Raw genomic sequence first — 20,556 nt, 5'->3', positions numbered from 1 at the left:
TTTAGACTAGGAGAAAGTCATGGAAAATTGGACAACCGTATGCAACACCAAGGACTTAACCCCAAACGGTGGTATTTGCGCCAAAGTAGACGATAACCAAGTGGCTATTTTTTACTGCAAACGCAGTGACACACTGTATGGGCTATCTAACTACGACCCTATCGGCAAAGCGAATGTGATGTCTCGTGGTATCATTGGCTCATTAAGCGGTGAACCGTATGTCGCGTCGCCCTTATACAAGCAGCATTACCACTTAGAAACTGGAGCATGTCTTGAACAACCAGAACTCAAGCTCATGAAATTTGAAGTTCGCAAGCAAGGTGAACATGTACAAGTTCTCGCACCGCTTGCTATCGCCAGTTAATAAACAGCCGACATCATCCTCAAAACGCTTTAAGGCGTGAGTAATTTCGGCATAAAGGTTTAGCACATTTAAGCGTTCGAATTTCGGAAGTAACGCACGTGCTCAAGCCAGGTAATTTTCCAGATTTAAAGGATTTAAACCATGGATAACACAAAATTTTCGCTGCTTTCATTTACAGGTAAGATGAAAACCTTACACCTAAGTTGGATGGCCTTTTTTATCACCTTTGTTGTATGGTTCAACTTTGCTCCCCTACTGCAAATGGTGAAAACCACGCTTGGTCTTTCTACTGAAGAGATCAAAACACTTCTGATCCTCAACGTTGCATTGACTATTCCAGCGCGTGTCGCGATTGGTATGTTAACCGATAGGTATGGCCCAAGGTTGGTCTACTCTTCACTACTGGCTGTCTGTTCAATTCCTTGTTTTATGTTTGCGATGGCAGACTCTTTCATTCAAGCGGCGATTGCACGTTTCCTATTAGGTTTCATTGGCGCAGGCTTCGTTGTTGGTATTCGCCTTGTGTCTGAGTGGTTCCCACACAATGAACTGGGTACAGCAGAAGGTATTTACGGCGGTTGGGGTAACTTCGGTTCAGCAGCGGCAGCATTCACACTTCCCACATTAGCTCTAGCGTTTGGTGGTGAAGATGGCTGGCGTTATGCAGTCGGTATTACTGGCGCAATGAGCTTAGCGTTCTCGTTTATCTTCTACAAAAACGTAACAGACACACCAAAAGGCTCAACGTACTTCAAACCGGCTCAAGTAACAGCGATGGAAGTAACATCAAAGGGTGACTTTTTCTTCTTACTTATTATGAAGATCCCGATGTATGCCGCTCTTGCTCTACTAACATGGAAACTATCGCCAACCAACATCAACATGCTTTCTGATATGGCGGTTAACTCGGTTTACGTGGGTTTAGCCGCACTTTACGTATATGAAGTTTCACAAGTTTGGAAAGTGAACAAAAACGTATTTAAAGAAGAAGTACCAGAAATTCACCAGTACAAATTTAAGCAAGTAGCGGTACTGAACGTATTATATTTCGCGACATTTGGTTCTGAGCTGGCTGTTGTTTCTATGTTGCCACTGTTCTTCTCTGAAACCTTTGAATTAACACCCGTTCTTGCAGGTATGGTTGCATCGGCTTATGCCTTTATGAACCTAATGTCTCGCCCAGGTGGTGGTTGGATTTCAGATAAATTCGGTCGTAAACCAACCCTGCTTATTCTAACGATTGGTCTTGCTGTAGGTTACTTCGCAATGGGTCAAGTAGACAGTACATGGCCTGTATGGCTAGCGGTTGTCGCAGCAATGGCGTGTTCTTTCTTCGTTCAAGCGGGTGAAGGTGCGGTATTTGCGACAGTTCCTCTAATCAAACGACGCATGACAGGTCAGATTGCAGGTATGACTGGTGCTTACGGTAACGTTGGTGCGGTAGTTTACCTAACAGTATTGTCTTTCGTGAGCTACCAAACGTTTTTCTTAGTGATTGCTGCAACAGCGGTACTTGGCTTTGTGACTCTATTGTTCATGGAAGAACCTAACGGTCAAATTGCTGAAGTTAACGATGATGGCAGTGTCACGCTTATCAATGTTTCGAGTTAGTCTGAGCACTAACGGTTAACGTAGATATTATCAAATCGGGAGGAGCACCTTAGCTGACATATTTATGCTCGAATCTTTAATGCTTAAATGTACTAACGCTTAAGTTTATTCAAGTTTCGATATATCAATGCTGGGTGCTTCGTTCAAAGGCTCTACGTTCACTAGGGCTTTTGTTCTTCCTAGGGGGTTCTGTCAAGGAAGCGGGAAGAAGAGCAGTTAAGAAGAAGAACAGTTATGACAATTTCATTCAGCCAAGGGCAAGTCATCACACCGGAATCGAACAACCAACTAACGCTCAAGTTTGGTGGCTATTCGAATAAAGGCGTACGTGATGAAAACCAAGATGCAATCATTGTAAAACACCCCAAAACTCGCGCAGAGCAAGAGTTAAAAGGCAGTGTTGCTTGTATAGCGGATGGTGCAAGTTGCAGTGAACACGGTCAAAAAGCCAGCCATACCAGCGTGATGCAATTCATTGATGACTATTACTCAACCCCGCAGAGCTGGAGTATTCAACGTTCAGCTCAAAAAGTCCTAACCTCGCTCAACTCTTGGCTTTTTAACACTTCAGTCTCAAATATCCAACCCACTCAACAAGTTAACCATAATGCGCTCGTTTCCACTTTTAGCAGCGTGATCCTAAAATCAAACACCGCCCATATATTCCATGTCGGCGACAGTCGTATTTATCTATTGAGAGATGGCGAATTACGTCAGCTTACTCGCGATCATACCCGCAAGAATATGGGACAGAAACACTACCTAACACGAGCTTTAGGTATGGATAACCAACTCAACGTTGATTACCAAACACTACCGATTAAAAAAAATGACTGCTTCATCCTTACATCAGATGGCGTGCATGAGTTTGTTTCCCCTAACACCTTCAAGGAACACATCGACAAACCCGGAGCGGATTTCGAATATGCAGCACAAACCATCTGTAACACCGCTTTAAGCCACAATAGCTCTGATAACGTGAGCTGCTTGATTGTGCAAGTCAGTCATCTACCTAAGCCTTCGCTCATTGAGTTCCATGAAAAGCTCGCTAAACGAGCCATCCCACCCGCTTTAAAGCTCGGGCAAAGCATCGACAACTATATGGTACTCGAAGTCCTATATGCAGGTTCAAGAAGCCATGTATACCGTGTCATGCACAAAGAGACACAAACCGAATTCGTCCTCAAGGTACCTTCGGTTCAGTATCACGACAGCCCAGCACAACTGAGCGCGTTTTTTAACGAGCAATGGGCAGGAATCCTACTGAACAACAAGAAAGTAATGAAGGTCTACCCGACGCCAGAACACTCGCAATTCCTATATCAAATTTGTGAATGGGTAGAAGGCATCACGCTGAGACAGTGGATGTACGACAATCCAAAACCTTCACTCAAACAAGTGCGCGATATACTCGATAAGATCACACAAGGTATCCGAGTGCTACAACGTGCAGATATGGTGCACAGAGACTTAAAACCTGAAAACATCATGATTCAACGTGATGGCGAGATTAAAATAATTGATCTTGGGGCTGTGTTGGTAAGAGGTATTGAAGAAGGAAGTAAATCAGAGCAAGACTCGGTACCATTGGGCGCTGTTAATTACATTGCACCGGAAACCATAAAGCACAATACCGCGACCACAAGTTCGGATCTATTCTCTATTGCAGTCATCGGGTATGAAATGCTCACAGGCGAACTGCCCTACTCTGAGATGTCTGCACAATCGCTCAAGCAATCTCGTCATCATCAATGGGAATACCAATCGCTGACACAAAAGCGTACTGACATACCAGCTTGGGTTGATTTGGTTTTACAAAAAGCGTGTGCCGAATCGCCAAGCGAACGCCATCAAGTGTTAGGGGACTTTGTGGCCGACCTTTACACACCTAACCAAAGCTTGGTAAAAAGCAAAGCCAAGCAACCTTTGATAAACCGAAACCCGATCCAGTTTTGGAAAGTTTTAGCCTTGTTGCTCGGCATTATTGCGATAGTAGAACTAGGTTTGTTGTTAAACCCAAGCTAGATACGTTTACGAATTAGCCTCGCCTAACTAAGCTTCTTGGCACTAATTCAATACCCGCTTGATAACGTTTAGCAGAAGCGTTCAAAGCCAGAGCAAAAGCACTATCCGCAATTACTTCAAACTGCTGCGGAAGTGAATGGACCTTAAAAGGCAAGAAATCGAGCAGTCGGTTATCACCAAAGGTCGCCAACTTCACTTGATTAACCAGTTCTGGCTTTTCGACCATTACATCAAGTACACCCTCTAACAAGGTGTATGACATGGTGACAATCGCATCGGGCACTGCGTCTTTTGCAATCCAACCTTCAAAAATTTCACGCCCAGATTCTCGGTCAAAGTGCTCGCCGTAACCAACAACGGTAGGTTTGTTTTCTGACAGCCCGACTTGTTGACCATACGCTTTGTTTGCCGCTTCGAAACCCAACTGACGTTCACGTGAGATGTTCAGATCTGGCAATGCACCTATCAAACCAACACTCTCAATACTGTCATCAAGAATAGAATGCGTCAGCTCAAACGCAGCTTCAAAATCTTCACTGATCACACAAGCAAAATGCTCATCATCTAATGGACGATCAATCGCGATTACGGGGGTGCCTGAGTTTTGCAGCTTCAAGTAAAACTCATTAGCGTCTGGCATAGAGCTCGCCACCAGCAAGGCATCAATACGACGACTCACCAAAGCGTCAGCGACTTTACGTTCGGTTTCAGCATCATCATCTGAACAGCCGATCAGGATTTGATAGCCCACTTTACGTGAGTTCTGCTCTATCAATTTTGCTAAACGCGCGTAACTGCTGTTTTCAAGATCAGGAATAATCAAACCAAATGAACGACTATTACCAGCACGCAGCGACGAAGCAGCATGATCTGGACGGTAGTTGTACTCATCAACGACTGCCATCACTTTCTGCTGAGTCTTTTCGCTGATTCTGTATTTCTGCGCCTTGCCGTTGATCACATAGCTAGCAGTGGTTTTCGACACACCAGCTAGTTTGGCAATTTCATCAAGTGTCATATGGGTGACCTGTATTTTGTGCGTAGGATCATATAACCAATATTCTGATCCTTGGATTAGTTGAATTATATGCTGAATCGATTCAGTATAAAAGCTGAAAGGATTCAGCAAAATCTGAAAAGTGACTTCAATCATCCTTTTGAATGAATTGAGAGCCATTTGTCGTTAATAAGCTTTTCATTATTTACGAATCGCAACCGAAGCAAATTAACGACACGCAGCAAACTATTTTGAAAACCAAAATCGGCTTTGCTGAATTTTTTTACACTAAATGCTGAACCGATTCAGCCAGGGTAAAACAAAGAGCAAGCAAAGAGTAAAGTTCACTAATTCTTGCTCTAAACTGAATCGTAGCGAAACACAAATTCTCAAGCGATACGCTAAAGAGGCACCATGCTTAAATTATCAAAATCTGACATTACTCTAGGCCAAACTGCCGAAGACAAATTCAAAGCAATCCAAAACATTGCTGGCGACTTAACGGTGAAAGGCTTAGTTGAATCTGGCTACGTTGAAGGAATGCTGAACCGTGAAAACCAGAACTCTACGTTCCTAGGTAACGGCATCGCGATTCCTCACGGAACCACTGATACTCGTGGCCTAGTAAAAGAGACAGGCGTTGCGGTACACCACTTCCCTGAAGGTATTGATTGGGCAGATGGCAACCGTGTTTACGTTGCGATTGGTATTGCGGCTAAATCTGACGAGCACTTAGGCATTCTTAAGCAACTGACCAAAGTTCTCGCTGCAGACGGTGTCGAAGAGAAGTTAAAGCAAGCGAAATCAGAAGACGAAATCATCGCTCTACTGAACGGTGAAGTTCAACTTGAAGCCGATCTAGACGCTTCTTTAGTGCAGCTACTGTTCCCTGCAAGCGACATGATTCAAATGTCTGCAGTAGCGGGCGGCCTACTTAAGAATACAGGTTGTACGGACAACGCATTCGTTGCTGACCTCGTAACAAAAACACCGACTCACCTAGGCCAAGGCCTTTGGTTGTTGGGCAGCGACAAAGGCGTAACTCGCACTGGCGTATCGTTCGTTTCAACGGCTAACCATTGTGAGTACGAAGGCACACCCGTTAAAGCATTGGTAGCGTTCGCCGCTTGTAACAGCGCTCACCAATCTATTTTAGCGAACCTAAGCAAAATGATTTTCGAAGGTAAACAGCAACAACTGTTGACTGCTGACATAGCACAAGTCATTGGCCTTCTAAGAGATGAAGCGGTTTCTACAGCGTCTCAAGACGATGACAACTGCGCGGTATTTAAAATCAAAAATGCTCACGGCTTACACGCTCGTCCGGGTGCAATGCTAGTCGCTGAAGCGAAGAAATTCGAGTCAACCATTCGCGTTTCAAACCTAGATGGTGACGGAAAAGAAGTGAATGCGAAGAGCTTGATGAAAGTGATCGCTCTTGGCGTTAAACACGGCCATCAGCTTCAGTTTGTTGCTGAAGGTGAAGATGCAGCACAAGCTCTTGAATCGATTGGTAAAGCTATCGCTTCAGGCCTTGGTGAAGGTTAAGGAATCGATATGTCTGATAAACAAATCAAAGCCGTTACCGTTACGCTAAACCCTGCTCTAGACCTGACTGGCGCTATCGACGCACTTAACGTGGGTTCAGTCAGCCTAGTGAACAAAGGTTCTCTACATGCAGCAGGCAAAGGTGTAAACGTAGCAAAAGTACTTTCAGAGCTTGGCGCGAAGGTTACCGTAACTGGTTTCCTTGGTCGTAATAACGAAGAAGCATTCTGCCAACTGTTCGAACAGATGGGCGCAACTGACCGCTTCATCCGTGTCGACGGCGCGACTCGCATCAACGTGAAATTGGTAGAAAACTCAGGCCAAGTAAGCGACATCAACTTCCCAGGTGTTCCTGTTGATGCTGACGCTATCAAAGCGTTTGAAGAAACCTTGTTAGAGCTTGCTGAAACACACGATTACTTCGTGATTGCAGGCAGCTTGCCACAAGGCGTATCACCAGAGCTTTGCGCTTCTTGGGTACAACGCTTGCGTGACCTAGGTAAAAAGGTGCTGTTCGACAGCAGCCGTGACGCACTTAAAGCCGGTATCAATGCACAGCCTTGGTTAATTAAACCAAACGATGAAGAGCTTTCTCAGCTGTTCAATGCAGAACTAACCACACGCGACCAATGCCAACACGCAGGCCAAGCCCTCAGTGAAAAAGGCATCGAGAACATCGTGGTGTCACTTGGCGCTGAAGGCGTGATGTGGCTAAACCAAGGTGAATGGCTACATGCTCAACCGCCGCGCATGCAAGTGGTAAGCACGGTTGGCGCAGGCGACACATTAGTCGCTGGCCTATGTTGGGGTCACATGCAACAGATGCCAAAACCAGAACTTATTAAATTCGCAACCGCCTTATCTGCTCTAGCAGTTTCACAGGTAGGCGTGGGCATTACCAGCCAACAAGAGCTGGATTCAGTACTACAAAATATCCAATTACAGTCGCTTAGTGCTCCAACTAACCAGTTAGACACAAGCAAATAGGACAAAAGGTTTATTATGAATATTACCATTATCACGGCTTGCCCTAGTGGCGTAGCAAACAGCATCATCGCAGCAGGCTTGTTAGAGCAAGCAACAAAAGCACTGGGTTGGAACGCCGCTATTGAATGCCAATCAAGCGTGCTACCTGACTCAACCGTATCACAAGACACTATCGACAGCAGCGACGTTGTGGTTATCGCAGCTAACACAAACGTTGATAAAGCACGTTTTGTTGGTAAGAAAGTGTACCAAGCGGCTATCTCTGAATGCACTGCAGATGCAAAAGCATTTCTAGAGAAAGCGGTAGCAGAAGCAACAGTACTAGACGCTTCTCAAGTTGAGTCTACAGTGGAAGTGACTGGTACATCAGTAAACTCTTCTACAACGGCAAGCACAGGCAGCAAAAAGATCGTAGCGATTACGGCTTGCCCGACTGGCGTTGCACACACCTTTATGGCAGCTGAAGCGCTTGAAGCAGAAGGTAAACGCCTAGGTCACCAAATTAAAGTGGAAACTCGCGGCTCTGTAGGTGCGAAGAACCAACTGACAGACCAAGAAATCGCAGATGCTGACCTTGTTATCATCGCGGCAGACATCGATGTTCCTTTGGATCGTTTTAACGGCAAAGCGCTATACAAAACGACAACGGGTCCTGCGCTTAAGAAAACAAAGCAAGAGATGGAAAAAGCGTTCGCAGAAGCTAAACCATACCAACACACTGCTTCTTCAAATTCAGCACCTGCTGACGAGAAGAAAGGCGTGTACAAGCACCTAATGACAGGTGTATCGCACATGCTTCCTGTAGTTGTTGCGGGGGGTTTGATCATAGCTCTGTCTTTCGTATTCGGTATCGAAGCGTTTAAAGAAGAAGGCACACTAGCAGCAGCATTGATGACTATCGGTGGTGGTTCTGCATTCGCTCTAATGATTCCTGTTCTTGCTGGTTTCATTGCATTCTCAATTGCTGACCGTCCGGGTCTGGCTCCAGGTCTAATCGGCGGTATGCTGGCTAGCTCAACGGGCGCAGGTTTCCTAGGTGGTATCGCAGCAGGTTTCATTGCCGGTTACGCAGCGAAATTCATTGCCGACAAGGTTCAACTTCCACAATCCATGGAAGCCCTCAAGCCAATCCTGATCATTCCGTTTATCGCGAGTTTGTTCACTGGTTTGGTGATGGTTTACATCGTGGGTGGCCCTGTTTCTGGCGTGATGAGCGCAATGACGACTTTCCTAAACAACATGGGAACGTCTAATGCGATTCTTCTGGGTGTGATTCTAGGCGCAATGATGTGTTTCGACCTTGGTGGCCCTGTAAACAAAGCGGCGTACACATTCGGTGTTGGTCTACTAGCTTCGCAAACTTACGCACCAATGGCGGCTATCATGGCAGCAGGTATGGTTCCAGCTCTAGGTATGGGCCTTGCGACTTTCCTAGTGAAAGACAAGTTTGAAGCAGGCGAGCGTGAAGCAGGTAAAGCATCATTCGTTCTTGGCCTATGTTTCATCTCTGAAGGTGCAATCCCATTCGCAGCGAAAGATCCAATGCGTGTTATCCCAGCTTGTATGGCAGGTGGTGCACTAACTGGCGCACTATCAATGATGTTTGGCGCACAGCTAATGGCTCCACACGGCGGCTTGTTCGTACTACTGATTCCTGGTGCTATCTCTCCAGTGCTTATGTACCTAGTGGCGATTGCAGCAGGTACGGCAGTAACAGGCTTCGGTTACGCAGCTCTTAAAAAGATGAGCAGCGATAAAGTGACAGCAGAGGCTTAATCCCCCTACTCTGTTTAACGGCTAAACCCGATGGACGGAGGCTCTTGATTAAACAGTCCCTTGGTAAAACTGTTCCTTGGTAAAACAAAGGCTCCCATTTGAGGAGCCTTTTAAGTTTGTGAATTGTTCCGTTCAGAAAGAGGTAATAACAACACTTGTATGTTTGATTAACTAGTCAGCGTTTCTTCAAAGACACCCAGTTCACGACCAAGCCAAGTCGCACGTACTGTGTGATCTAGCTTTTCTTCACCACCGGTTACTGGGTGAATCAACACCGACATATCGCCACGTTCTTGTTCAAGCCATTCGATAATACCCGACTCTTTGTTCGCAAAATGGAGCTCAAACATTGGCATCTTATGTGGGCCAACCAAACGCTGTATTAATGGGAAAGTCTCTAACACATCCCTGCGTTCTGATAGAATTTTCTGACGCAGTGTTTCTGCCTGCTCTGCAAATCGCAGAGGGAAATAAATATGTGCGTGGTACATGACACCATCCTTTAGAATTATGATGCCGCAAGTTTATACCTAAACCGCCTTTAATAGCTAAATCTAAATAAGTGGACTTACTATGGAAAAATCCGTAGGACAAAAAACTAGAGTTTGAATTAACGTTATTCGCTAAAACAAACTCTAGAGATACTAGTGACGACTATCGTTTAAAAATTACTACGGGCGTAACGTTAAAACTCGATCAATATCTTCAGCTGAATGGCGCTCTGGAACTTGCTCCCACTCTTCGCCAAATGAGCGATTCACCACTCGACCTCGTTGGAAACCTTCACGCGCTTCAAGTTGCTTCGCCCAACGAACGACATTGATGTAAGACTCAACTTGTAGGAACTCAGCTGCATCATACAATTTGCCTAGTACAAGGTTGCCATACCAAGGCCAAATCGCGATATCAGCGATGCTAAGCTCCTCACCCGCAACAAATGTGTTATTTGCTAACTGTTTGTCTAACACGTCTAGTTGACGCTTAGCTTCCATCGCAAAACGGTTAATTGGGTACTCTTGCTTTTCATCAGCGTAAGCGTAGAAGTGACCAAAGCCCCCACCTAAGAATGGCGCTGAACCTTGTGCCCAAAACAACCAGTTAATGGTTTGTGTTCTTGCTGCCCCTTCTTTTGGTAAGAAGTGACCGAATTTTTCAGCTAAGTGCATCAAGATAGATGCCGATTCGAAAACATTAACATCTTCGTCACCAGACTTGTCGACAAGTGCTGGTATTTTCGAGTTTGGATTCACGCCAACAAAACCAGAAGAGAATTGATCAGAGTCACCAATGTTGATCAAGTAAGCATCATATTCAGCCTCTTTTACACCTGCTGCCAATAGCTCTTCAAGCATGATAGTGACTTTTTGACCGTTAGGTGTGCCAAGAGAATACAATTGTAAAGCATGTTCACCAACAGCGAGATCTTTATCAAACCGAGCTCCAGATTCAGGGCTATTGATGTTTGCCCACTTGTTACCACCAGCGGTATCGTTAACCCAAACTTTTGGCGGTGTGTATTGTTCTGACATGATATTTCCTTATTAATATAGGGTCTCACAATCTGATATTAGGTCACATACCCTTGGTTAAAACCCCTGAATACGATTTATTTTCAAACTGTTAAGCATGGCTTATTCCAGAAAGGCATAACCCGCTTTAAAAATTGGCTTGTGTAAAAGATAAGTACCTATTCAAACTTCAATCTAAATAGAGATTAATCCGTAGTACTATTTGGAATCGACATTTACAGACGACATGCCTACAGGTTTAAGAAAGCTGTGATAAAATTGGTGGATTACAATTGATAAGGATTTGGCAATGTCTTCTGATTACACAGGCTCGAGTGCAGCGTACGCTCGCCAAGAGAAAGGCTACCGCGAAAAAGCACTAAAACTGTACCCATGGGTTTGTGGTAAATGTGCACGTGAATTTGTTTACTCAAACTTGAGAGAGCTTACCGTTCACCACGTGGATCACGACCATACAAACAACCCTGAAGATGGCAGTAACTGGGAGCTATTGTGTCTATACTGTCACGATCATGAGCACTCAAAATACACTGACCATGAACGCTATGGTGTGGATGCAAAAGCAAGTTTAGATGATCATCAGTCAGCAACACATAATCCGTTTGCTGATCTCGCTAAGATGATGAAGAAGTAGCACAACTTTAAAGCTGTAGAAACTAAAAAGAATAACAATAAACCCCAGTATGTCAGCATACTGGGGTTTAATCTATCTGCCTTTAAATTGATAGCTAGACAGGATCAAAAAAGCCTTCCGAGGAAGGCTTTTTAAGAATCAAATCGAATTATGCTGTCGCTTGTTTGCGGGACTCTTCAACCTGCTTGGCGCGTTTTTTCAACGTTAACTTATCGCGGTATGCAAACCAAACGTAAGTAACAACCATTAAGAAAAACAGGTATGACAACGAGAAAATGAACGGTGATTGAATGATATCGTTCGAGATACCCCAAGAAACACCGATAACCGTCACTGCAATTTTCGCGAAGAAGCCACACATTAATAGCATCAAAGCCAACTGTGGGAAGCGTGTGCTGCGGAATGCAAGCCAGTAACAACTACCCACCGCTAACGCAGCGATATAGAAGCCGAATAAGAAAGAGTGAATATGGTCAGCTGCCGCTAAACCACCAGAAATTGACATCAATAGAATTAAAAACAGTTTCATAATACTCGCCTCACCATAAGTTGGAAACGCATCCTTTCAAATTTGGAATCTTTGTTTGCGTACTATTTTCCCACTTTTTACGGACAACACAACCCCTCAAATCGAACAAAATGTAAGCAAAGGTGCTAACAATAACCAACCGTAACAACTGGTTAACATTTTGTTTTTAATAGAACTCCGTTACTCCTTGTCTCGTATGGATAAAGCTCCATTTTGATTTATTTTGTTACACAAAATTAACCTTAGAAAAAATTTTAAATAATTCGTAACTCTGTGATATCCGCACGGAATACGCGTCTATTTAGAGAGCATCATCGAAAAACGCCTAAAACAATAAGGCAACAGCACTAAAAAGAACAAAACAGAAAGGTGTTCAAAACAATTTAAGAACCAATAAAAAACAACTCATTAACAAACCGAATTTAATTGACCAAAAATGGAAAAAGAGATTCCAATCACATTTTTATTGGTTATAATCCGCGCTCTTTTGCGCTATCTGTTGATAAACGCAAACTAATTTTGAAGAAACAATCACAATAACCCGTCTTTAGTTAAGTGGCTCTCACCTAACTGATGACAGAACTGAGAATAAAAATGAGCAAGATTGATAAAGCATCACGTATCCTGCTAGCAGGCTTCTGTATCAACCTTTGTCTTGGCATCCTGTATGCTTGGAGTGTATTTAACAAAGCGCTAGTGACAGAAGCTGGTTGGAGTGCTGCTGAAGCATCTTCACCTTACGCTATTGCAACTATCACATTCTCAGTTTGTCTTCTTGTTGCAGGCATCCTACAAGACCGCATGGGTCCACGTAAGATCCTTATTCTGGGTACAGCACTTACTGGCCTAGGTATGATTGCTTCTGGTTTCGCTACTACACCTATGATGCTGAATATGACATTTGGCGTGATGACAGGTGCTGGTATCGGCTTTGGTTACGCATGTCTTTCTCCATCAGCAATGAAGTGGTTCCACTCATCTAAGAAAGGTATGGTTAATGGTTTAATCGCAGCAGGCTTCGGTCTTGCCGCTATTTACCTGGCACCATTAACTTCTGCGCTAATCGATAGCATGGGTATCCAAACAAGCTTTATGATTCTTGGTGTTGGTGTACTTGCAATTGCAGTACCTCTAGCAGCAACAATCAACAACCCACCAGCGGATTACACGCCAGCTGAGCCTAAAGTAAAAGAAGGCCAAGCACCTAGAGCGGTTAAGAAGACTGAAGACCTGACTTGGAAAGTAATGCTGAAGACTCCTCAGTTCTACTCTCTATGGATCATGTACGCATTTGCTGCTTCTGTTGGTCTTATGATCATCGGTAACATCACTACGATTGCTAGCGTTCAAGCGAACCTACCAAACGCAGTTTACTTAGCGTCTATCCTTGCTGTATTTAACTCAGGCGGCCGTGTTGCTGCGGGTATGCTTGCAGATAAAATCGGTGGCGTACGTACTCTACTTCTAGCGTTCATCCTTCAAGGCGCGAACATGGCTCTATTCGCTACGTTCAACTCTGAATTCACGCTAATCATTGGTACGGCTATCGCAGCTGTTGGTTACGGTACGCTTCTAGCAGTATTCCCAACACTAACTGCTGAATTCTACGGCCTGAAAAACTACGGTACTAACTACGGCGTGCTTTACACGGCATGGGGTATCGGCGGTGCTATTGGCGCAGCGGTTGTTGGTTACTCAATGACAAATGGCGAAGGTTACGGCCTAGCTTACACAATCTCTGCAGCTATGATGGCAGTGTGTATTGTGCTAGCAATCATCACGAAGCCTATCTCAGAAGCTAAAGTTTCTGAACTAAAAGCATCTCAAGCTTAATCGTTAGAAAAGATTGAATTTGTTACAGAAGAGCTTAACCTTAAGGTTAGGCTCTTTTTGTATCAAGCGACTAACCCATTGACGATAGAAACCACTCCTCAGCTTTCCCCTACTTATTATCTCGACAACTTTAATCGACTGATTGAACACGCTCAAACTCTCTATCCCGATCTTCTGAGTGACGATGAATGCCGTTGGTTGTCTGAATACAAACGTCTTTCGGTTACAAGCCAGTGTCTAATGGTTCGTTTGCTTTCTCGCAAGGGCTGTTGGTTTAGAAGTGATAAGCTCGACTATGCTGAGATTCCAGATCTGAAAAGCGCCCTACAAGAGCTAAACGCATCGAGCTTCATTACGTTAAGTCACCCAACTGAACAACATAACCTCGTCATTAGTGATCTCGAATTAGGATTGCATCTACTTACTAAACCAGAGCTGTTCAGCGCATTTCCATCTCTTAAAAACAATAAGACAGCGAAGAAAGACGAACTCTTGGCGTTACTTGACCACCAACCTTTTGATCAGTTCCGAAACTTGTCGTTCGATTGTATTTACGTTGTCGAATCTGAAGTGATTGATGTATTGCTGCTGCTCTTCTTTGCCAATACTTATCAAGACCTAAGCCAATTCGTTCTGAGCGACCTTGGACTCAACAACTTCGAAAACTACCCATTAAGCAAACAGCGTCGTTTCTTCACCTCTAGAGAACAGCTCAATCAACTGATCCAAATGCACGATGTACAACGCTTGTATTTTGAGGGGGACCGTAAAGACAGTGAGTTTCTTGAGCAGCTTTTGCTGTCGATACCTACTGAATCGGATCACAGAAGTATTGCCAGAAAACGATCGCGTTTGATCAATGATATTGCTCGCGATCTAGAAAGATTGAACCTAAACGACCAAGCTGTCTTTTGGTTCAAGCAATCTATACTTCCTCCCAGCAGAGAACGACTTGCTCGCATCTATGACAAACAAGGTGAGCTAGACCTAATGTGTGACATTGTCACGGAAATGAAAAGTACGCCATCAGATGTATCAGAGCTAGAGGTCGCGGCTAAGCTTGAACATAGGTTATTCCGTATGCAAGGAAACAAAGTACCACGTAGCGCCAAACCAAGTTACGATCAGATAAAGCTGGAGCTAGATCTCAGTCAAATGCGAGTCGAGCTTGCGGTAAAGCAGCACTTTGAAAGCCAAGGATGGAATGTCTATTTCTCTGAGAACAGTTTTTTATGTGGCTTATTTGGTTTGGCTTTCTGGAATGTGATTTTTGCAGACGTAGATGGCGCCTTTATCAACCAATACCAACATCGACCACTGGATCTGTACCATTCAGATTTCGTAGACAAGAGAGCAGAACAGGTTGAAGCCGTGTTTCAGGCTATATCCAAACATGGGCTAAACCATTTGCGCGACACTTACGATGAAAAACAAGGTATCGCTAATCCCTTTGTTCATTGGAATTATTTCACGAAGGCGCTCATCGAACACAGCTTGGCTTCGATTCCAAATGCCTTAGCTGTTGATCTCTTCAAAGTGATATTGAGTGATTTAAAACTGTTTCGAACTGGGATGCCGGATTTGATTGCGTTCAAAGACGAAGAGTTTCATTGGATTGAAGTCAAAGGGCCTGGAGATAAACTGCAAGACAACCAATGGCGATGGATTAAAGAATTCGAGCGTCTTGAATTGCCGTTCTCAGTTTGTTACGTCAATCAATAACCCGCTACATGCGTGTAATAGTGAGACCCGATTTCAGATAATAAGTGCGAGAGAGTTATTCGATCCTATCCGTATCTTGTCTATAAAATCGTTAGAACATGAGCATTTTCAATCGTTTTCGATATAATTAAAGAAAATGTCTAATATTAAATACGTATGAATTTGAAAAAACTCTTCATTTTAGCTTTTGTTAGCGTCTTCTCAGGTTGTGCTGTCTACGCGGGTTTAAACTTCGACGAGCTGTTTGGTAAACAACAAGTACGTGATCGCCAAGCCCCTATTCTCTCGGCTCAAGCCCAGCACTTCATTGACGAAGTGAAGCCCATCATTGATAACCGCTGTGTAGTTTGTCACGCGTGTTACGACGCTCCTTGCCAACTCAAAATGTCGTCTGTGGAAGGCATAGACCGAGGTGCGAGCAAAACACTCGTCTACCAAGGCACTCGTTTAACGGCCTCTGCTCCAACTCGTTTATTCGAAGACGCAATCACTACGCAAGAGTGGCGCGATGCAAGCTTCCACCCTGTGCTAAACGAACGTATGCAGAATTCAACCGCAAACCTCGATGCAGGTCTTGTCTCTCGAATGTTGATGCAGAAAGAAAACCACCCTCTCCCCGATCAAATGCAATTAGAAGGGTTCGATTTTTCAACCAATCGCGATCAACAGTGTCCGACTATTGAAGAATATGCTCAATACGAAAGAGATTACCCGACTTGGGGGATGCCTTATGGTATGCCTAACTTAGATAAAACGGAATATGCGACCTTAATGAGTTGGCTGGAAAATGGTTCACTGATGAATGACCATATTCCCCTCAATGACAGTGAACAAGCGTTGGTCGATACCTATGAAAACCTTTTTAATGAAAGTGACCTTAAGAGCCAACTTTCCGCTCGCTACATCTACGAGCACCTATTTTTATCACACCTGTATTTCTCTGACCTATCTCAGCCAACTCGCTTTTTTACGCTTGTCCGCTCTGCCACGCCTCCAGGCGAAGCCGTTCAACGCATTAGCACTCGTCGCCCTTACGACGATCCAAAAGTTGGACGTGTTTACTATCGACTAATACCCGAGCAAGGCACTATTGTCGACAAAACTCACATGCCTTTCGCATTGAATAAAGAACGTCTACAAAACTGGAAAACATGGTTTGTTGATGCGGATTACAAGGTAAAACAACTTCCTAGCTATGATATAGACGTGTCAGCTAACCCCATGACGTCTTTCGAAGCGATACCAGTGAACTCGCGCTTCCACTTCATGTTAGACAATGCGCAAAACACCATTATGGCCTTTATTAAAGGACCAGTGTGTCGTGGTCAACTCGCTCTCAACGTAATTAATGACCGCTTTTGGGTATTTTTTATCGATCCAGAGAAAGCCGATTTACCAGAAATAAATGCCTTCTACGCAAGTCAAAAGAAAAACTTAAAGCTACCTAGTGAGCTTACAAGCAACACAGTACCGGTAACGAATTGGGTAAGATACGCGAAGCAACAAGCACGATACCTCAATGCGAAATCAGACTTCACCAACCAATGGTTTGGGAGCGGTGTAAACTTAGATACAAGCATTATTTGGGACGGTAATGGTACTAACCGAAATGCAGCGCTGACCATCTTTAGACATTTTGATAGCGCCTCTGTTGTCCAAGGATTGGTCGGCCCGCAACCTAAAACAGCCTGGATTCTAGATTACGCCTTATTAGAGCGAATCCATTACCTCCTTGTTGCCGGTTTTGATGTTTACGGTAATTTTGGCCACCAACTAATTACACGCATGTTCATGGACTTCTTACGTTTAGAAGGTGAAAGTAACTTCTTAACTCTTCTTCCTAAAGACGTTCGACACATTGAGCATTCAAGCTGGTACAAAAACCAGAGCGTGCAATTAAGTGACTTCCTGCAACGTAACATCGCACCTTTCGAGCAGCCGACAAACGTGGTTTACAAAACAGCCGATCCTAAGCGTGAACTGCTCAACATGATTGAAGAAAAACTAGAACCTGTACTCGATAACCGATTCGACATCGTCGAGACAGGCTTTAGTAAAAAAAATGAAGCCTTATTGAGTCAAGTTAATTTGATTCGAGGAGAAGGCTTACGCCATGTACCTCAGCTCATCATGATCATGATTGAAGGCGAGAACGGTGAAGAACAGTTATTTACGCTCATTCACAATAACGCCCACAGCAACATCTCGAGCCTATTTGATGAAGAAGGTAACAGAGATTACGCCAATGATGATTTAACGTTAGTTAGAGGCGTTATAGGAAGCTATCCAGCCGCATATTTATCATTAACAGAAGAGCAAATACCCACTCTCGTATCGGTGTTGCAGAAGATAAATTCAGAAGAAGATTATGTAGCGCTACTTGATAAGTTTGCAGTACGACGCAGCTCTAGCGAGTTTTGGCCGTTCAGTGACCGCGTTCATCGTTGGTATAAGAAAGACCAACCAATTGAATTTGGCCTGTTGGACTACAACCGCTTTGAGAACCGTTAATCGAATTAAGATCAGTAAGCGAGTTATCCTAGAACTTTAAATGGATAAAAACCCTCTGGGCACCTCACTCGGAGGGTTTTTCTATAAGCGAAGGTAAGTACCTTCAGTATGATTTAGAAACAAAGGAGTCCCTAGTTTGAGTCCGATGTTTCCAGTTGGTGTAACTCATCAAAAAACGCACGCGCGGCAGGGGAAAGGGAATCCACAGGCTGCTTTAGCACCACGTAAAACTGGCTCTTAAGGCTCCATTTCTCAGGCTGAAGTGGAATCAAAGCTTGGTCATAATGGCCACGGTCGATTAAGTGAGACGGTAAAAAACTCAAGTGTGTGCCAGCCAAGGTTAGAATCACCCCCGACTCGACATGCCAACCATCAAAAGGCTTTACAGAATCGTACTGCTCAATATTCAGTAATCGGAACATCTCACCTTTAGCATAACCCCCCATATTGATACGACAACCATCCAATGAGAAGTTCTTGTCCATGATCTTCTCAGCCAGATCTTTGCGCGCATACAGATAACTGTGCTCTTCAAACAATGGGTATTTATGTTGAAACGCTGATTTTTGATGTGACCCTAGAACCACTATCATCATATCAATCTGGTTCTTTGCTAACTTCTCATTCAACTGGGTGAAATCGCCAACATCAACACTCACCTCAACACTATTACTGCGTTGGTAAAACGTCTCGATCGCTTTAGGAAGTGGGTTATAGGGCAAAGTGACGGTGTTATCCAAGCATCCAATTCGAACATGCCCAGAGAGTTCTGTCTGTACACCTCGTAACTTATAAGCGAAGTCGGTTAGGGTTAACTTTAGTTGGTTCGCATATTTATACACTTGCTCACCTTCATGAGTCAGCTTAAAACCCCTTCTTCCACGTTGGCATAATGTTAATTCTAAGCTTTTTTCCAAGGCAATAAGCTGATTACTCAGCACAGGCTGGCTAATCCCGGTGCTTGCGACCGCCTGATTGATGCCTCCTTGCTCAACAATTTCACAAAAAAGCTCTAATCTTCGCAGGTCTCTTTTATCTAACTTATTGTTTGAATTCACTTTGTCACTCACATTTGTTTTTTGTTATGTTTACATCTGATTATATTCATTTATTAACAATAAATACATCAGTATGCTTTATTCACACTTATGGAATAACAATGCATGGATGGCACTATGGCGGCAGAAGCTTACGTGAATAAACCCGAAGCAACACACAGCCACAAAAAGATAGACGACTTCGAATTGGAACCCGTTCCCGAGAAAGCCAAACGATCTTGGTGGGTTATCAGCCTTATTTGGTTGGCTATCGGCATCGATATTTCGGGGTTGTTTCTCGGCTCGATTCTAAGTAGCGGGATTGGTTTTGAAGACGCACTGCTTGCCACGTTTATTGGTTCAGGCTTATTGGCGATCATCGCGATGCTGTGTGCCAACATTGGCTTTCAAGCTGGCGTGTCTACCCCGCTGGTGAGCAGCGCGGTGTTTGGTCGTAACGGCGGTAAAATTCTTGGCTTCATCAACGGCATCTCATTAGTTGGCTGGTTCGCATTCCAGGCTGATTTCTTCGCTTTCATCATGGTCGATGCACTAGCGAAATACGACATCATAATTTCACACCTCACCGCTCTTATTGGCGGCAGTGTATTAATGATGATGACGGCTATCTATGGCGTTCGTGCTTTAGGCAAACTCAGTACCTATTCAGTACCTTTGATGGTGACGCTGATTACCATCGGTTTGTTTATGGCCGCTGATTATCAAGGTGGCGCAGCGCCATCCATTGAAGATCCTTTGACTCTTGGCCAAGCTATTTCATTTGTTATGTCTATCTGGATTCTAGCTGCGGTTGCCGCGCCTGATATTGCTCGCTACGCCAAAACGCGTCGTGATGCGATTCTAGGAGCGGGTATCGGTTTCCTCGTCGGCAACAGTGCCATTATTCTTATCGCGTTGATCCTGACCAAAATGACAGGCACCGACGACCTAGTAGAAGTCTTCTTCACACTTGGTTTAGGTATGGCGGCTATTATCGTACTGGTGTTCGCACAATGGACCACCAACAGTAGCAACCTGACCTCTGGCGGCTTATGCATGTCGATGGTTCTACCGAAGATTCCGCGCCCTGTTTTGGTTGTGATCATGACCATCGTCGGTATTGGCATTGCTCAACTCGGCATGGTGAACAAGTTTACTGACTTCTTAATGCTCCTCAGCGTAACCATTGCGCCTGCGGCAGGTGTCTACATCGTTCAATATTATGTTTTAGATTCGACAAAAATGAGCTTTGAGAACATCCAACAAGTTCCAGCTTGGATGTTTAAAGGCTTGGCTTCTTGGGCATTTGGTACTGCATTCAGCGCTTGTACCGCACCAGAGTTCTTCAACCTGTTTTCGTTCACCAGCATCTCGGCGTTAGACGGCATTCTTGCCGCTGGTGTGATTTACCTCGCCCTAATGAAGCTTTCTCCTTCAAGTAATAAGGAATAGT

General features: G+C 44.2%; 16 protein-coding genes. 11 read left to right on the top strand and 5 right to left on the bottom strand.

The genetic code is table 11. The annotated features are described in order from the left end of the window. Nucleotides 1-19 precede the first annotated feature (19 nt). From nirD to IQO02_RS09600, 3 genes are all read left to right on the top strand, one after another. Entirely contained in the window at nt 20-364 is a 345-nt protein-coding gene (nirD, locus tag IQO02_RS09610; protein WP_010428996.1) for a nitrite reductase small subunit NirD, read from the top strand. 141 nt (nt 365-505) lie between these two features. After that, nucleotides 506-1,975, top strand: a complete 1,470-nt coding sequence (locus IQO02_RS09605) for a NarK family nitrate/nitrite MFS transporter (protein ID WP_010428993.1) — start codon at nt 506-508, stop codon at nt 1,973-1,975. 234 nt (nt 1,976-2,209) lie between these two features. After that, nucleotides 2,210-4,000 (top strand): bifunctional protein-serine/threonine kinase/phosphatase, encoded by a 1,791-nt coding sequence (locus IQO02_RS09600; RefSeq protein WP_102270713.1) that lies wholly within the window; start codon nt 2,210-2,212, stop codon nt 3,998-4,000. 13 nt (nt 4,001-4,013) lie between these two features. Here the strand turns inward: IQO02_RS09600 and cra are convergent, their stop codons facing one another. Then, nucleotides 4,014-5,018 (bottom strand): catabolite repressor/activator, encoded by a 1,005-nt coding sequence (gene cra, locus IQO02_RS09595; protein WP_010428986.1) that lies wholly within the window; start codon nt 5,016-5,018, stop codon nt 4,014-4,016. A 393-nt stretch (nt 5,019-5,411) separates the two neighbouring features. Here cra and fruB point away from each other — a divergent pair, with 393 nt between their 5' ends. The 3 genes from fruB to fruA are packed head-to-tail and all read left to right on the top strand — an operon-like array spanning nt 5,412 to nt 9,308. Continuing rightward, nucleotides 5,412-6,545 (top strand): fused PTS fructose transporter subunit IIA/HPr protein, encoded by a 1,134-nt coding sequence (gene fruB / locus IQO02_RS09590; RefSeq protein ID WP_016785130.1) that lies wholly within the window; start codon nt 5,412-5,414, stop codon nt 6,543-6,545. Between the two features lie 9 nt (nt 6,546-6,554). Beyond that, nucleotides 6,555-7,532, top strand: a complete 978-nt coding sequence (pfkB, locus tag IQO02_RS09585; RefSeq protein ID WP_016769189.1) for a 1-phosphofructokinase — start codon at nt 6,555-6,557, stop codon at nt 7,530-7,532. 15 nt (nt 7,533-7,547) lie between these two features. Beyond that, nucleotides 7,548-9,308 (top strand): PTS fructose transporter subunit IIBC, encoded by a 1,761-nt coding sequence (gene fruA / locus IQO02_RS09580; RefSeq protein WP_016769188.1) that lies wholly within the window; start codon nt 7,548-7,550, stop codon nt 9,306-9,308. A 167-nt stretch (nt 9,309-9,475) separates the two neighbouring features. Here the strand turns inward: fruA and IQO02_RS09575 are convergent, their stop codons facing one another. Then, the gene (locus IQO02_RS09575; protein WP_010428978.1) at nt 9,476-9,799 is read right to left on the bottom strand and encodes a DOPA 4,5-dioxygenase family protein; all 324 of its coding nucleotides are present in this window, start codon (nt 9,797-9,799) and stop codon (nt 9,476-9,478) included. Between the two features lie 180 nt (nt 9,800-9,979). Beyond that, nucleotides 9,980-10,837: a glutathione-dependent disulfide-bond oxidoreductase gene (yghU, locus tag IQO02_RS09570; RefSeq protein WP_010428975.1), complete on the bottom strand. Its 858-nt coding sequence runs from the start codon at nt 10,835-10,837 to the stop codon at nt 9,980-9,982. 289 nt (nt 10,838-11,126) lie between these two features. Between yghU and IQO02_RS09565 the strand changes: the two genes are divergently transcribed. Beyond that, nucleotides 11,127-11,471: a YajD family HNH nuclease gene (locus tag IQO02_RS09565; RefSeq protein WP_010428973.1), complete on the top strand. Its 345-nt coding sequence runs from the start codon at nt 11,127-11,129 to the stop codon at nt 11,469-11,471. Between the two features lie 148 nt (nt 11,472-11,619). Here IQO02_RS09565 and IQO02_RS09560 read toward each other — a convergent pair whose 3' ends face one another. After that, nucleotides 11,620-12,000, bottom strand: a complete 381-nt coding sequence (locus IQO02_RS09560) for a hypothetical protein (RefSeq protein WP_010428971.1) — start codon at nt 11,998-12,000, stop codon at nt 11,620-11,622. A 594-nt stretch (nt 12,001-12,594) separates the two neighbouring features. On the opposite strand from IQO02_RS09560, the gene IQO02_RS09555 reads away from it, so the two are divergent. From IQO02_RS09555 to IQO02_RS09545, 3 genes are all read left to right on the top strand, one after another. Further along, nucleotides 12,595-13,833 carry an OFA family MFS transporter gene (locus IQO02_RS09555; protein WP_010428970.1) on the top strand — a complete coding sequence of 413 codons (1,239 nt, stop codon included), beginning with the start codon at nt 12,595-12,597 and terminating at the stop codon, nt 13,831-13,833. Between the two features lie 57 nt (nt 13,834-13,890). Beyond that, nucleotides 13,891-15,555 carry a VRR-NUC domain-containing protein gene (locus IQO02_RS09550; RefSeq protein ID WP_016795844.1) on the top strand — a complete coding sequence of 555 codons (1,665 nt, stop codon included), beginning with the start codon at nt 13,891-13,893 and terminating at the stop codon, nt 15,553-15,555. A 156-nt stretch (nt 15,556-15,711) separates the two neighbouring features. Then, nucleotides 15,712-18,066: a fatty acid cis/trans isomerase gene (locus tag IQO02_RS09545; RefSeq protein WP_016794971.1), complete on the top strand. Its 2,355-nt coding sequence runs from the start codon at nt 15,712-15,714 to the stop codon at nt 18,064-18,066. Nucleotides 18,067-18,197: 131 nt separating this feature from the next. Here IQO02_RS09545 and IQO02_RS09540 read toward each other — a convergent pair whose 3' ends face one another. Beyond that, entirely contained in the window at nt 18,198-19,136 is a 939-nt protein-coding gene (locus IQO02_RS09540) for a LysR family transcriptional regulator (RefSeq protein ID WP_010428964.1), read from the bottom strand. A 93-nt stretch (nt 19,137-19,229) separates the two neighbouring features. Between IQO02_RS09540 and IQO02_RS09535 the strand changes: the two genes are divergently transcribed. After that, nucleotides 19,230-20,555, top strand: a complete 1,326-nt coding sequence (locus IQO02_RS09535; RefSeq protein ID WP_016769184.1) for a cytosine permease — start codon at nt 19,230-19,232, stop codon at nt 20,553-20,555. The last annotated feature ends 1 nt before the right edge of the window (nt 20,556 follow it).

Source organism: Vibrio sp. OPT24 (genome assembly GCF_015163545.1).
Taxonomy (GTDB): Bacteria; Pseudomonadota; Gammaproteobacteria; order Enterobacterales; family Vibrionaceae; genus Vibrio; species Vibrio cyclitrophicus.
This window is presented reverse-complemented; position numbering and strand designations above follow the sequence as displayed.